This window comes from Thiothrix unzii, from assembly GCF_017901175.1.
GTDB lineage: Bacteria > Pseudomonadota > Gammaproteobacteria > Thiotrichales > Thiotrichaceae > Thiothrix > Thiothrix unzii.
Genome location: NZ_CP072793.1, coordinates 1,377,338 through 1,390,856 on the forward strand (window position 1 = coordinate 1,377,338; position 13,519 = coordinate 1,390,856).

19 protein-coding genes are annotated in these 13,519 nt (G+C 49.6%); 13 read left to right on the forward strand and 6 right to left on the reverse strand.

What is annotated here, in order from left to right; genetic code table 11:
* Positions 1 to 95: 95 nt before the first annotated feature.
* Positions 96 to 242, reverse strand: coding sequence for a lmo0937 family membrane protein (locus tag J9260_RS18880; RefSeq protein ID WP_210220307.1), 147 nt, complete (start codon positions 240 to 242; stop codon positions 96 to 98).
* A 303-nt stretch (positions 243 to 545) separates the two neighbouring features.
* Positions 546 to 671 carry a hypothetical protein gene (locus J9260_RS18805; RefSeq protein WP_281419462.1) on the reverse strand — a complete coding sequence of 42 codons (126 nt, stop codon included), beginning with the start codon at positions 669 to 671 and terminating at the stop codon, positions 546 to 548.
* A 74-nt stretch (positions 672 to 745) separates the two neighbouring features.
* On the opposite strand from J9260_RS18805, the gene J9260_RS07025 reads away from it, so the two are divergent.
* Positions 746 to 1,003 (forward strand): CopG family ribbon-helix-helix protein, encoded by a 258-nt coding sequence (locus J9260_RS07025; RefSeq protein WP_210220308.1) that lies wholly within the window; start codon positions 746 to 748, stop codon positions 1,001 to 1,003.
* A gap of 30 nt (positions 1,004 to 1,033) precedes the next feature.
* Here J9260_RS07025 and J9260_RS07030 read toward each other — a convergent pair whose 3' ends face one another.
* Positions 1,034 to 1,732: a Fic family protein gene (locus J9260_RS07030; protein WP_246499678.1), complete on the reverse strand. Its 699-nt coding sequence runs from the start codon at positions 1,730 to 1,732 to the stop codon at positions 1,034 to 1,036.
* 9 nt (positions 1,733 to 1,741) lie between these two features.
* Positions 1,742 to 4,366, reverse strand: a complete 2,625-nt coding sequence (locus J9260_RS07035; RefSeq protein ID WP_246499680.1) for a COR domain-containing protein — start codon at positions 4,364 to 4,366, stop codon at positions 1,742 to 1,744.
* 113 nt (positions 4,367 to 4,479) lie between these two features.
* Here J9260_RS07035 and J9260_RS07040 point away from each other — a divergent pair, with 113 nt between their 5' ends.
* From J9260_RS07040 to J9260_RS07090, 11 genes are all read left to right on the forward strand, one after another.
* A complete protein-coding gene (locus J9260_RS07040) occupies positions 4,480 to 4,914 on the forward strand; it encodes a putative toxin-antitoxin system toxin component, PIN family (protein ID WP_210220309.1) in 435 nt (144 codons plus the stop codon).
* Positions 4,914 to 5,141, forward strand: a complete 228-nt coding sequence (locus J9260_RS07045; protein WP_210220310.1) for a toxin-antitoxin system HicB family antitoxin — start codon at positions 4,914 to 4,916, stop codon at positions 5,139 to 5,141. Before J9260_RS07040 ends, J9260_RS07045 begins: the two co-directional genes overlap by 1 nt.
* Positions 5,138 to 5,212, forward strand: a complete 75-nt coding sequence (locus tag J9260_RS18885; protein WP_210220738.1) for a DUF202 domain-containing protein — start codon at positions 5,138 to 5,140, stop codon at positions 5,210 to 5,212. The genes J9260_RS07045 and J9260_RS18885 overlap by 4 nt, the downstream gene beginning before the upstream one ends.
* Positions 5,213 to 5,260: 48 nt before the next feature.
* Positions 5,261 to 5,644: a DUF6394 family protein gene (locus J9260_RS07055; protein WP_210220311.1), complete on the forward strand. Its 384-nt coding sequence runs from the start codon at positions 5,261 to 5,263 to the stop codon at positions 5,642 to 5,644.
* Positions 5,645 to 5,657: 13 nt separating this feature from the next.
* Positions 5,658 to 7,352 carry a potassium channel family protein gene (locus tag J9260_RS07060; protein WP_210220312.1) on the forward strand — a complete coding sequence of 565 codons (1,695 nt, stop codon included), beginning with the start codon at positions 5,658 to 5,660 and terminating at the stop codon, positions 7,350 to 7,352.
* Between the two features lie 97 nt (positions 7,353 to 7,449).
* Positions 7,450 to 7,953 (forward strand): helix-hairpin-helix domain-containing protein, encoded by a 504-nt coding sequence (locus J9260_RS07065; protein ID WP_210220313.1) that lies wholly within the window; start codon positions 7,450 to 7,452, stop codon positions 7,951 to 7,953.
* A gap of 124 nt (positions 7,954 to 8,077) precedes the next feature.
* A complete protein-coding gene (locus tag J9260_RS07070) occupies positions 8,078 to 8,698 on the forward strand; it encodes a peptidylprolyl isomerase (protein ID WP_210220314.1) in 621 nt (206 codons plus the stop codon).
* 131 nt (positions 8,699 to 8,829) lie between these two features.
* The gene (gene hemB, locus J9260_RS07075) at positions 8,830 to 9,834 is read left to right on the forward strand and encodes a porphobilinogen synthase (RefSeq protein WP_210220315.1); all 1,005 of its coding nucleotides are present in this window, start codon (positions 8,830 to 8,832) and stop codon (positions 9,832 to 9,834) included.
* The gene (gene pgeF / locus J9260_RS07080) at positions 9,819 to 10,577 is read left to right on the forward strand and encodes a peptidoglycan editing factor PgeF (RefSeq protein ID WP_210220316.1); all 759 of its coding nucleotides are present in this window, start codon (positions 9,819 to 9,821) and stop codon (positions 10,575 to 10,577) included. The genes hemB and pgeF overlap by 16 nt, the downstream gene beginning before the upstream one ends.
* Entirely contained in the window at positions 10,553 to 11,551 is a 999-nt protein-coding gene (locus tag J9260_RS07085) for an ABC transporter ATP-binding protein (protein ID WP_246499682.1), read from the forward strand. Before pgeF ends, J9260_RS07085 begins: the two co-directional genes overlap by 25 nt.
* 73 nt (positions 11,552 to 11,624) lie before the next feature.
* On the forward strand, positions 11,625 to 11,996 hold the full coding sequence (locus tag J9260_RS07090; RefSeq protein WP_210220317.1) for a hypothetical protein: 372 nt from the start codon (positions 11,625 to 11,627) through the stop codon (positions 11,994 to 11,996).
* Here the strand turns inward: J9260_RS07090 and J9260_RS07095 are convergent.
* A complete protein-coding gene (locus J9260_RS07095; RefSeq protein WP_210220318.1) occupies positions 11,983 to 12,591 on the reverse strand; it encodes a DNA-3-methyladenine glycosylase I in 609 nt (202 codons plus the stop codon). The two genes, J9260_RS07090 and J9260_RS07095, sit on opposite strands and share 14 nt — an antisense overlap.
* 104 nt (positions 12,592 to 12,695) lie before the next feature.
* On the opposite strand from J9260_RS07095, the gene J9260_RS07100 reads away from it, so the two are divergent.
* Complete coding sequence (locus tag J9260_RS07100) at positions 12,696 to 13,034, forward strand: NifB/NifX family molybdenum-iron cluster-binding protein (protein WP_210220319.1); 339 nt, start codon at positions 12,696 to 12,698, stop codon at positions 13,032 to 13,034.
* 20 nt (positions 13,035 to 13,054) lie between these two features.
* Here the strand turns inward: J9260_RS07100 and J9260_RS07105 are convergent, their stop codons facing one another.
* Positions 13,055 to 13,519: a methyltransferase family protein gene (locus J9260_RS07105; protein WP_210220320.1), complete on the reverse strand. Its 465-nt coding sequence runs from the start codon at positions 13,517 to 13,519 to the stop codon at positions 13,055 to 13,057.

Genomic DNA, 13,519 nt, shown 5'->3' on the forward strand with positions numbered 1-13,519 from the left:
AAACAGAAAAAAGACATAGGGGCAGGAATAGGGGAATTAACAGATTCCGTAAAATCTGTTAATGCGATGAGGGCGTTTTTTCAGTAGTTGATGATTTACAAGCGTCGACCTTGGATGACACGCACCAAAATGACTACGATAGCAATTACCAACAGAATATGAATAAGCCCACCCATGGTGTATGAGGTGACAAACCCCAGCAGCCAGAGGACAATTAAGATGATTGCAAGTGTTTCGAGCATGGGAATTCTCACTTTGCCACGATTTGGCAAATATCGAATTAATCTGAAAGCTTTACGAATTTAATTTTTCAGACAATAATGCATAACTTCCCTGATGAAAAGAAATGGCATTGCGAAAACCTTATTTGGCTTAATAGGGATTATATTAAGTGGTGCTACGTGTAATAAAATAACGTATTTAAAAAGGCTATTTCTATTAAGCTCTTTATTTTCTATAATAGCAAGGTAAATGCAAATTTATTATCAATAGGGGGCAGCAACGCAACCCCCCATCAAGATAATTGATAGACGGAATATGTCGATTTACAAGGTTACTTGTGTCCCAATTTCCACCACCTGATCCGTCGGTAAGTTGAAGTACGTCAGCATCCCTTCGCAATCCATAATCGCGGTACGCGCTACGAAAAACGTGATGCTATCGCGTGGCATACCGCTGCCATAAAGGGCGGGCGATTCCGTGAACCCATGCTACTATAGCTATAATCATCCACATGGAAACCACTATGCGAACCTTGCAAATGACCTTCGATGACGATCTGGTGGCTGAACTCGATCAGGTTGTCCAAGAAAACCACACCAACCGTTCCGCCTTCACCCGTGAAGCCTTGCGCATGGCAATTGCACTCTATCATCAACGCAAATTGGTGGAAAAACATCGCGCTGGTTACTTGCGCCACCCGGTTGCCCCCGACGAATTTTCAGTGTGGGAAGAAGAGCACACAAACTGGCGGAAGTGGATCAGGCTGTCAGCTTTGCCTTGAGTCTGAATGGTTTTGGCGGGTTTTGATTAATCATGTCCCGCGCATAATCCGCAACACCCGCTCATCCATGCACGAACGCATAAACGCATTCATCGCGCTTTCATCTCCCGAATCATAAAACGCCAGCATCAAGGTGTTGAATTCCAGTTGGCGTTTGGCGGGTAGGTTGATCGCGGGGTAGCCGTGTTGGAGCAAATGCCCGTTCATCATAAAACGCCCCATGCGCTTGTTCACGTCGTAGAAAAACTGACAACGCGCCATCGTCAGGAAGATGTGGATGGCTTGGTCGTAAATGTCACCGATGTGGGCAAGGTCGGCAACCATTGCCTCGAAACGGGCGGGCAATTCGGCGACAGGGGGCGGCATGTAATTTGTTCCCGCGATGAAAACGCCGCCGGAGCGGAAGCATCCCCATTCTAATGCCTCTTCTTTTCCAGCAGCGGCGTGGAGTGCGCAGGCTTTTTTGGCAGAAACCACGAATTCTCCGCGTTCGAGCCAGCTAAACAATAGCCGCCATGCGTTGCCTTGGTTGACGGTGATTTGCTGGTCGGAAAGTTTGTGTCCGCCCACAGTGATGCCGTCCAGCAGGGTTTGGACTTCTGGCAGGGTCATGTTGATGCCTTCCAGATTGACGGCATCGCAGACGAATTCGCTGAGTTGGCGTTTTGCCAGCATCAGGGCTTTGGCGGGGTTGGGGGGGATTTGCCAGTGGAGGTCTTGCATAGTCATGACTATAGCTCACTTCTGTTTACTGTCGAGATGGAACAAGAAGCCTGCTAAAACTAGCAGTAATGCACTTAAAACAGCATCCATCGGTATACCCCATTCCAGCTCAAATCCTGTTTTACTTTCTGAGGTATTCGCGCTGTAGCCAAATTTTCCGGTTATCCAAGGTGAGGCACTAACGAGAAAACCAAAAAATGCAAACCATGCAGCACGGAAAAAACGTCGTTTGGGATTATTCAGGAACATTAACACATAAACTATTACACCAAGCACAGCTCCAATGCTCGTTCCTAATATGCGATCATTCGTCCACAGCCATGCCAATATACCTGTAATTATCATAACGATGCTGGCAGGTATCAAGCTGACCGCCCACCAGTGCTTGTCATACCACTTCTCAGGATTTCCTGCTGTTTTTACATCTGGAATAGAGACTGAGCTTTGATCATTAAAGATTTGCTCGCCTGCTTGATTTCCTTGATTAGGTGCATTATTGATAATAATATTTTTACTTGCCAATGCTCTTACCTCTCGAAAAAGTTGATCGTAACTGTTAATTTGTCCCAGCACGTCTACTAAACGTTCGCCAGAATGTACCGAAAATACGTGCCGATCAAGTACGACGGAAGGGTGAATCTGTTCTTCGCGGATACCGCCTTTGCCTTCTGTCAGCACCGCTTTCATATTTACCAGTAATGCGTTTAGTAGTGCTGAGAAATCTTGCCATTCTCCGGTCAATGCCATTTCGATAATACTTTTGCGGGACAAGTAGTGAACGACGGCGCGGCTGGTGTTTTTACGCAGGATGAAACCTTGTCGCCAAATATCATCTGGGGTAGTGATGCCGTCGGGCGTAAATAAGCGATAAACCAGTGCAGCATGGAAGCCCAATGGCAAATAAGGCAGTTCAAAACGGATGACCAAACTTGAAGCATTCGCCAGCAATTCGCTGGCTTCCGGTAATTCATCCGCGCTGGCAGCATCAGGGAAGAAATAACCGCTCCCGTTCGGTAGCTTACGGCACAGTGAGCGTGTCTGTAGAAATTCGACTAAGTACGCAATGTGTTGCGGATTAATCTTGTCTTTGAAATCGCGTTGCAACGTCTTCAACTGCAATACGCCTTTGGCTTCTCGTAATGTAGGCGAGTACAAAACAGCATAGGCATGGTCAATTGCCCACGCAGGTTTAAGGCAATAGCGTTGGTCATCACTATCAACACGCACCAGAAAACCGAGTTGTTCCAGCTTGTTGGGCAGTGTTGCAACAGCTTCTGTCCTTTGTGTCACTTGCTCGATAATTTTATCCAAATCAATGGATTCCAGAAACACATCATCCTGATAGCGTTGTTGCAAAGCTTCGTTTACATCCAGTGTTTCTTTCAACACCATTCGCTGACTGGCAAGGCTGGCTTGTTCCAGTGCTTCTAAAAATTTCCGAAACTCATCGGCTTCTGGTTCATGGCAAGAGAAATAGAAAAAGCTGTGATTATCTAAAAGATCGGGAAACTCGCGTAGTAAACGTGCTTCATTTTGGCGAGTTTCGCAGGCTTCATACCAGTTCGTTACCAGCAACACCTTGGCTTGCGAACCCGCTAAATGACGGATTTGGTGCAGCCACTCATCGGGAGCTTGCTCGTGGCGACTATCAACCACCAACGCATAAACACAGTTCTCATGCAGGAACGCACTGTGTAAACCGTGGAAAATCGTCTGTCCGCCAAAATCCCACAGGTACAAATCCAATGGCTTTTCGCCTTGTTGTAAATAGGGGAAATTTTCGTGCAAATTCAGTGGTTGGTGGTTTAGGTAGTCTATGCCCACCGTTAATTTCTTCACTTGGCTTATAGGTTTGCTTTGTAAGCGGTCAGCTAACGAGCTTTTACCCGCTCCTCCTGGCCCCAAAAGCAAAACCCGTACCGCATGAATATTTTCTATCGTTTCGCCAAACAAAATAGCACGACGTAATTGTTCAGCGTCATTTGTTATTGTGTCTGATAGACTTTTTAGATAGTTAGTAGCGTGACTGCCTAATGGATTGCCCTCCCACATATTTGCTATATCATCCGCCAAGAACTCTAGTCCAACTTCCCGCAAGTTACTTAGTAATCTATATTTCCATTTTACCACTCTTTCAGAGTCACTCTCCCATAGAGGAAGTGCTGACCAAGCAGCCTTATCTTGTTGAGCTAGTTTAATTAAATCAGCATCTCCTTCTCCAGAACCAATAACCGCACCTGCATAAGATAAAGCATCATATGTAGCGTTGATAGTATAGTAAGTGTCAGTAGAACGGGCAGCCTCCATAGCACACATGACTATGTTTCCAGCGAAAAAGGAAATTTCCGAATCGGAGGAGGATGCAGTACAAGTGATTGATGAGCCGACAATGACAGATGCATAAGATGCAGAGTTTGAGACAGCACCTGGGTCAGTTTGCCATTGCGCTAAAAGTAAAGGAACTCGACAAATTGAATAAATATTCCTAATTCTATTTTCATTCCAGATTGCATCTAGTGGATATTCACCGAGTTTAGGTAACGCTCGTAATATATTCCGCCATGCAAACCACACTAGTGCATCATGTCCTTTCTCGTTATAGAGCTTCTTAAGTTCTTCTTTAGTGGAAAGTCGTGACATGTACATTAGGCTTTGTGGTTAGGGAAAGATACAGGCATTCTGGCACGAATAGGAAGATAATTCAGCATCAATCCCATGGCGACAACTGACAGCATATCAGCTATCATAACCGCATGATTACCGCCGTTATCGACACCAATGTTTTCATTTCCGCCCTGATGAAGGCTGACACCGCGCCACGGGCATTGTTGCGCCGCTGTCTGTTGGGGCAAGTACAGCCATTGATCGGCAATGCCCTGTATTCGGAATACGAAGACATCATGTCGCGGGAGCATGTGTTCACCACCAGTGCCGTAACAGCAGATGAGCGCGAAGCCCTGTTTGATGCTTTTATTTCTCGATGCCAGTGGGTCAATATCTATTATCGGTGGCGACCAAACCTTCGGGATGAAGCAGACAATCACCTGATGGAACTTGCCATAGCAGGCAATGCCCAATGGCTGATTACAGGCAATACCCGCGATTTTCGTCAACATGAACTGCAATTTCCTGGTATTCGGATAGCAACAGTGACGGAATTTCTGCAAACACTACAAGAGGCAAACTAATGGCAACCATGACAATCCGTCTACCTGACGAACAACACAATCGTTTGAAAACTTTAGCGACACGTCGCGGCGTGAGTCTGAACAAGCTGATGGAAGAATTTGCCATCCGCATTCTCACCGAAACGGATGCCGAGACCCGTTTCCGCCTACGCGCAGCGCGTGGCAATGTCGCAGAAGGTTTGGCAGTACTCGATAAGCTGGATAAACATTTCGCTCAATCACCATGATCAAACGCTACACCGACCATTCCGCCAACGAACGCACCTATCTGGCATGGATACGCACCGTTGCTCCCTGAACTATTTGTGCTATGTTTGCCGTTCACAACCTGTATTGAGTATTACCCATGAATTCAGAAAAAGTGGTTTTCGGTTTTTTTATCCTGTTGGCGTTGACGCTGAACTTCGGTTTTTTCATTGGCGACATTGACAATATCGCCCATCACAATGTCTACGAATTGTTTGCCGCGTTAGTCGTCAGCCTAATTGCCACCGTATTGAAGTTTGGCGACAGAACCCATCTGGGGGCGATTTTCTTGGCTACCAGTTTGGTAGCAGATTTGCAATTGCTGATGGCTGCTCTGATCTGGGGTTACGCCGCTCACATCAGTGCGGCGGGTATGGACACGGAAGCAACGGTAGCGGTGGTGTCGTTCTCCGGTGGGGCGTTGCTGGCGAATATTGTATCGGTTGTTTTGCTGCTGGCGGAAACCATGACCGTGCGCCGCTAGGCAGGAGAAAGCCATGCCTGACATTTTTTATGTGCTGTTGCGGCGGATGCGTACCCCGCTAATTGTGCTGATTGTGATGTATTCGGTGGCTGTGTTGGGTTTTACCCTGATTCCGGGGCAAGATGCGGAAGGCCAGCCTTGGCACATGTCGTTTTTCCACGCGCTTTATGTCGTCAGTTACACCGCATCCACCATTGGTTTTGGGGAAATTCCCTATGCTTTTACTGAGACGCAACGTTTGTGGATGATGTTTGTTATCCATCTCACGGTGATTGGTTGGTTGTATAGCATCGGTTCATTACTGGCTGTGTTGCAAGACCCGGCTTTCCGGCGGTTGCGTACCGAATACGTGTTTCAGCGTAGTGTGAAACGTTTGCGCACCCCGTTTTATCTGGTATGTGGTTACGGCGATACCGGCGGGATTTTAGTCAAAGCATTGGCTGATGAAGGCATTAAGGCGGTGGTAATTGACCGTGATGAAAACCGTCTCAACGAATTGGAACTGAATGATTACATCCGCCGTCCGCTGGGCTTATTGGCGGATGCTGCCAAGCCAGCGGTTTTGGAAATGGCGGGCATTACTAACAGTTACTGCATTGGCGTGATTGCGCTGACGGATTCCGACCAAACCAATGTGATGGTGGCTTTGAGTGCGCACTTGCTCAACCCGAATATCCGGGTGTTAGCGCGGGTCGAATCCGCAGAAGCCGGAGCAAACATCCGTTCTTTCGGCAAAAATGAAGTCATTAACCCGTTTGAGACGTTCGCGGGGCGGTTGGCAATGGCGATTCATTCACCCGGCATGTATACCTTGTTTACCTGGATGACAGGGGTTCCGCACGAGCCGTTGCGTGAACCGTTATTCCCTGACCGGGGCTTATGGGTAATTTGTGGGTTTGGGCGGTTTGGTAAAGCCTTGCATCGGCATTTGGAGGCTGCGGGTATCCCCATGCAAGTGATTGACCCCGACCCCGTTGCCAGCCAAGCCCCAACAGGGGCAATCATCGGCTCCGGCGTAGAGGCAGTCACTTTGCAACAAGCTGGGGTGAAGCAGGCAGTAGGCGTGATAGCCGGAACAAACGATGACGTGAGCAACCTATCAATTTTGATGACCGCCCGCGAACTACGCCCGGATCTTTTCATGGTTGCGCGGCAAAACCAGCGTGATAACAGTCTGGTATTTGATCGCGCCGACATTGACCTGTTGATGAAGCGCGGTGATGTCATTGCCCACAAAATTTTTGCGTTGTTACGGACTCCACTGATCAGCGATTTTCTGGATGCTGCCCGTGAGCGCGATGATGACTGGGCAAACCAAATGGTTAGCCGGATTTTAGGTGTAGTCAGTGAGGAAGTACCTTACTTGTGGGAAATCAAAATCAACAAGGTGCGCACTCCGGCCTTGTATAAAGCGTGTTTGATGGGGCAAGTGCAGTTACGCGATTTGCTGCGTGACCCACGTGAGCGCGTTAAAAGTTTGCCTGCGATTCCGTTGTTATTGAAACGGGATGGGAAAGTCATGGTATTGCCAGAGCTGGACAAGCCGCTGGACGTGAGTGACCGTTTGCTAATGTGTGCGGCCTGGCCTGTTAGTCATGAAATGCAGTGGGCAACGCAAAATGAAAATGTCCTGCATTATTTATTAACCGGTGATGAGGTTTCGGGTGGGAGTTTATTGCGGCGTTATGTGATGAAAGGTATGAAGTGATTAAAATATAGACGATTTTTTCATCATGTGGGTGCGGTGCTAATGTTAAGCTTTTGTTACACGAAAGTGACCATAACAATCAATAGGAGATCCAAGCATGGAACAAGACATTTCTAATGTAAAGTACGTCGGTCAAGCCACTGCCACCCGTTTAGCCGAACATGGCATCACCACCATTGAGCAACTCGCGGCAATGGATATTGAAGTATTAGCAGCGATTCCGGGGATTGGCGCAACCACCGCGCCGCTGATGTTAGCCAGCGCACAGGCGTTACTGCCCACAACGGCAATCGAAGCTGAAGCCGAAGAAGTTGCACCTGTTACGTCAACCGATGAGCCGGTTTTAGCAGCAGAGACAGTATTGGAAGAAGCCGATGATGATGTCAGTGATGACGCATTTACTGAGGAAGAACCTGCTGAGGTGTCTGACAAAAAAGCGAAAAAGGCCGATAAAAAAGCCAAAAAAGCTCTGAAAAAAGCCGCGAAGAAAGCTAAAAAACAAGCAAAAGAAGCCAAGAAAGCCGAACGTAAAGCTGCGAAAAAGGCCGATAAAAAAGCCAAGAAAGCTGCTAAGAAGGCAGCAAAAGCTGCTAAAGCATAAACCTTCAGTTTAGTGCCGAGAACGTTTCATCGTGTAGCCGTGGGTTTCTGGTGCAGTGTCGAGAGTTGCGCTATCATGCGCCGCTCATCTCGATGAACAACACCAAATCTGGGGTAACTACACGATGAAACGTCTTTTCGCTTTTATTCTTGCACTCACGCTGAGCATGGTTGGTTGCGGTGGCTCTAATGCCGCTGACAAGGCTGATGCGAAAGCCACTACTGGAGGTAACATGTCCGCAAATCCAATCATTTTGATTGAAACGACCAAAGGCAATATTAAGATTGAGCTTGATGCTGCTGCTGCACCAAAAACCGTTGAAAACATTCTCGCTTATGTGAATGATGGTTTTTACACCGGTACGATTTTCCACCGCGTCATTCCCGGTTTCATGGTTCAAGGCGGCGGTATGACTGCTACCATGCAGGAAAAAGCGGACAAGCGTGCGCCCGTTCAAAACGAAGCTGACAATGGCCTGAAAAATGACCGTGGCACGTTGGCAATGGCACGTACTTCGGATCCACATTCCGGTTCTTCACAGTTTTTCATCAATGTGAAAAACAACGATTTCCTGAACTTCCGCTCTAAAACGCCACAAGGCTGGGGTTATGCGGTATTCGGTAAAGTCATCGAAGGTATGGATGTAGTTGACGCTATCGTTGGCGTTAAAACAGGCAACTTTGGCCCGCACGGTGATGTGCCGGTTGAGCCTATCCTGATGAATAAAGTTTCAGTGGTCGAATAATTACCGCTTGAACATTTCCCCTGTCCGCGTCCTGCGGCGGGGGAATCCCCACCCGATATAGCGTTTTCACGGTTGCATTCTGCCCTTATCCGTGCAAAATAAGCCTTCCTTATCCACTGGCAGGGCTTGCAATGGCTAACTTTCCCGGAATGTACCCCTACACCCGTATGCGTCGTATGCGTCGCGACGACTTCTCCCGGCGTTTAATGCGCGAAAATGTCCTCACCGTTAATGATTTGATTTGGCCGGTTTTCGTGCTGGAAGGCGAAAATCAGCGTGAAACCATCAGTTCGATGCCCGGTGTTGAGCGTTTAAGCATTGATTTGCTGGTGCAGGAAGCGCGGGAAGCTGCCGCATTAGGCATTCCGGCGATGGCAATTTTCCCCGTTACCCCTCAAGAAGCTAAGTCTGACAAAGCTGAAGAAGCTTGGAACCCTGACGGTTTGGCGCAACGTGCGGTACGGGCATTGAAAGCTGCCGTGCCTGAGATGGGGGTGATTACTGACGTGGCTCTTGACCCGTTTACCTCGCACGGGCAAGACGGTTTGATGGATAGCAACGGTTATATTCTCAACGATGAAACCGTCGCTGCTTTGGTAAAACAAGCGTTATCACACGCCGAAGCGGGGGCGGATATAGTCGCGCCTTCCGATATGATGGACGGGCGTATCGGCGAAATTCGCGATGTGCTGGAGCAACACGGGCATTTGAACACGCGCATTTTGGCGTATTCCGCAAAATATGCCTCCAGTTTTTACGGCCCGTTCCGTGACGCGGTGGGTTCAGCGGCTAACCTCAAAGGTGGCAATAAATACAGCTACCAAATGGATCCCGCCAATTCCGACGAAGCCCTGTGGGAAGTCGCACTCGACCTGCAAGAAGGTGCGGATATGGTCATGATCAAGCCAGGAATGCCGTATCTGGACATTGTGCGTCGCATTAAAGACGAATTTAAAGCTCCGACTTACGTGTATCACGTCAGTGGCGAGTACGCGATGCTCAAAGCCGCAGGCATCAACGGCTGGATTAACGAGCAAGCGTGTGTGATGGAAGCCTTGTTAGGCATGAAACGCGCTGGTGCTGATGGCATTTTGACCTACTACGCCAAGCAAGTGGCGCAATGGTTGAAAGCGTGAATCCGCACTGGTTAACCCCCAACTGGGCAGCACCTGCGAATATTCGGGCAGTTTGCACCACCCGCCAAGGCGGAGTCAGTGCGCCGCCGTTTGCCAGTTTGAACTTGGGTGATCACGTTGGCGATGACCCGTATGCGGTGGCGCGTAACCGCATGATTGTCGGCGACGTATTGCAATTACCGACAGAACCGCTGTGGCTGCAACAGGTACACGGGGTTGATGTGTGCGGGATGGACGTTAGTACGTGCTATCCGCAAGGCGATGCGTCGGTGGCTTTTCGCAAAAATCAGGTGTGCGTGGTGATGACCGCTGATTGCTTGCCGGTATTGTTTTGCGACAAAGCAGGTACACGGATTGCGGCGGCTCATGCCGGGTGGCGCGGGTTAGAAGCCGGAGTGTTGGAGCAAACGTTACAGCGTATGGATTGCCCAACGACTGAGGTAATGGCTTGGCTGGGGCCTGCGATTGGTGCGCAAGCGTTTGAAGTGGGCGACGAGGTACGCGCCGCTTTTATGCAGCACGATCCTGCCGCTGCAAGTGCTTTCCAACCTAGTGATACTGCGGGTAAATGGTTGGCGGATATTTACCAATTGGCGCGGCAACGCCTGCAACGTGCCGGAGTCAGCGTCAGCGCGATTTCCGGTGGTGATTTCTGCACTTACAGCGATGCGGAACGTTTTTTTTCTTACCGTCGTGACGGGCAAACCGGGCGCATGGCGTGTTTGATTTGGATGGATGCGTAGTGGCAACGCCGTTACTGAGCGTGCAAAACCTGAGCGTGCAATTCTGCCTGAATAGTGGACAAACATTGCAGGCGTTGAGCGAGGTGAGTTTCACGGTCAATAGTGGCGAAACGCTTGGCATTGTCGGTGAATCGGGCTGCGGTAAATCAACTTTGGCGCGGAGTTTATTGCAGCTCGTCAGCCCCGCACACGGACGGATTGAATGGCAGGGAATGCCGCTGCCTACTGGCAATACGGCGGCATTACGCGATTATCGGCGGGCGGTGCAATGCATTTTCCAAGACCCGCTGGATGCGCTCGACCCGCGTATGACGGTGGGGGATTGCATTCAAGAACCGATGTCGGCGTTACGTGCGGAATGGGGTAAGGCAGAGATTCGCACCCGTGTTGATGAGTTGTTGAGAGCGGTGGGCTTGGAAAGCGCGATGCGTGAGCGTTATCCGCACGAGTTTTCCGGTGGGCAATGCCAGCGTATCGGTATTGCCAGAGCCTTGGCAGTCAAGCCGCAACTGATTGTTTGCGATGAACCGGTTAGTGCGCTGGATGTGTCAATCCGTGGGCAGGTAGTGCGTCTGTTAGCCGACTTGCAGCGCGAACACGGGTTAACGTTACTGTTTATTTCCCACGATTTAGGCGTGGTGCGTGAGTTGTGTAATCGCGTGCTAGTGCTGTATTTGGGGCGGGTGGTGGAAATTGCAGATACTGCCAGCCTTTACGCAACGCCGCAGCACCCTTACACCCGCTTATTACTGCAAGCGATGCCCTTGCCTGATCCGCAACAGGAAAAAGCGCGTCTGGCGCAAATTGAGATCGGGGTAGGGGAGTTGCCATCACCGTTGAACCCACCAGCAGGATGTGCGTTTCATCCACGTTGCCCGCAAGCGCAAGCGGTATGCCGCGAACAAGTACCAGCCTTACGCCAAGTGTCTGACCATCGGCAAGTCGCTTGCCACTTCACATTGGCGCAAGCATAGCGATCTTAGGGTTAATGACGAGGTGTTAAGAACGTGCCATGATGAGCACTTCAACCACTGCGAGGAATTGCCCATGAAAATCACCCCTTGGCTTGCTGCATCGTTGTTTTGTTTCAGTGCCAGCGCATCTGCTGACGCGCCCTTTATTGAACACACTTCCGGCTTTTTTGGCAGCAGTATGCCGCTCGCCGAATGCCGTGAACAAGGCAAGAAAGCGTTTAGCGCATTAGGCATTACCGAAAAAACTTCCACGAATCCGCGTAACGAAGTCGTGGGTTTCAAAGGCGATTACAAAGTCGTGCTGTATTGCGTCAGTGACGAAGGCGGCTGTGACGAACCAGCAGAACCGTATGCCAGTGGCGGCACGATTATCGTCGCCGGAGGAAATTACGCAACGGTTAAAGGCTTGGTGGATGGGGTGAAGGCCAAGCTTAAGTTGCAATAAGGGTTGGGCTGCTGCGGAAACAATCAAGCATATGGTCATTCACTATCCCTGTGGCCTGCATATAGGCGTAACACACGGTTGAACCCATAAACTTAAAGCCGCGCTTTTTCAAATCTTTGCTCATTGCATCCGATTCTGGGGTAGTGGCGGTATATTCTGCCAAGGTCTTCCGGTGGTTAACGATGGTGTTACCACCGACAAAACGCCACAGATAAGCGTCAAAACTCCCGAATTCGGCTTGCACTGCCAGAAAGCGTTGCGCGTTATTAATAGTCGCCAACACTTTCAGGCGGTTGCGGATAATGCCGGGATTAGCGAGTAGCTCCTGTATTTTAGCATCATCATAACGCACGATTTTTTCAGGATCGAAATCGTCAAACGCTTGCCGGTAAGTGTCGCGTTTGCGCAGAATGGTGTACCAACTCAAGCCTGCTTGTGCTGATTCCAGCACCAATAACTCGAACAATTTACGGTCGTCGTGAACGGGTACGCCCCATTCTTCATCGTGATAAGCAACGTAATCGGGTTTGCTCAAGTCTACCCATGCGCAACGGCAGAGCGTGGGAGTGGCGGATGTTGGGTCAATGCTCGTCATGTTTCACCTGCTGAATGATCTGGAAGGAAGTTTAGCAGACACTGGCTGACAACGTGCTGTACCATCCACGCATCAAAACCCCTTACTTTCAATGAGTCACTTTTATGAAAATCGGCGTTACCAGCCAGAATTTGCGTACCATTACCGGACATGCCAGCAAAGCCCGCAGCTTTTTGATGTATGAATCAACAATGGGGCAGGCGTTTCACCCCATCGAATCACTGGAATTGCCGATGGAAATGTCGATTCACGCATGGAATAAGCGTGGCGATCACCCGCTACTAGCGTTGGATTACCTGATCACCGGGCCGTGCGGTAAAGGCTTTATCAATCAGATGAAACAATACGGCGTTAAGGTAAAAACCACCGACGAAACCGATCCGCAAGTGGCAGTCAAAGCGTTACTCGCCGCCGTTGTGCCTTGGGCAGCAAAGCCCGTGTGAGGTGTTTTCAGCGTGCGGTTTTACCACAACCAGCGCGGCACACGGCGTTGGTAGTCGCTGTAAGCCTGCCCAAATTTTTGTGCCAGAACTTGTTCTTCCGGCACAATTTGTTGGTGCGTTAATATCCACACAAACACGGGCAGCAGTGCGAACGCCCCTAAACTGCCCAAGTAAATGCACCACCCCGTTAAAATGATCAACATCCCAACGTACATCGGGTTGCGGGTATAGCGGTACGTCCCGCCTGTCACCAGCGTTTGGGTGCGTTCCGGGTGGATGGGGTTAAACGTAGTATGGGCGCGGAAAAACAACCCCAGCGACCAGAAGTCAATCAACACCGCCACAGCAATTAACCCCAGTCCCAACCTATTCCAAGGTGACGCAATCAAATCCACAACAGGCACGACACGCGCCACCAGCCACATCATGCCCGCAAATGCGAGCAGGTAAACCGGTGGTGGAATTTTCAACTGTAAACGGTTCAT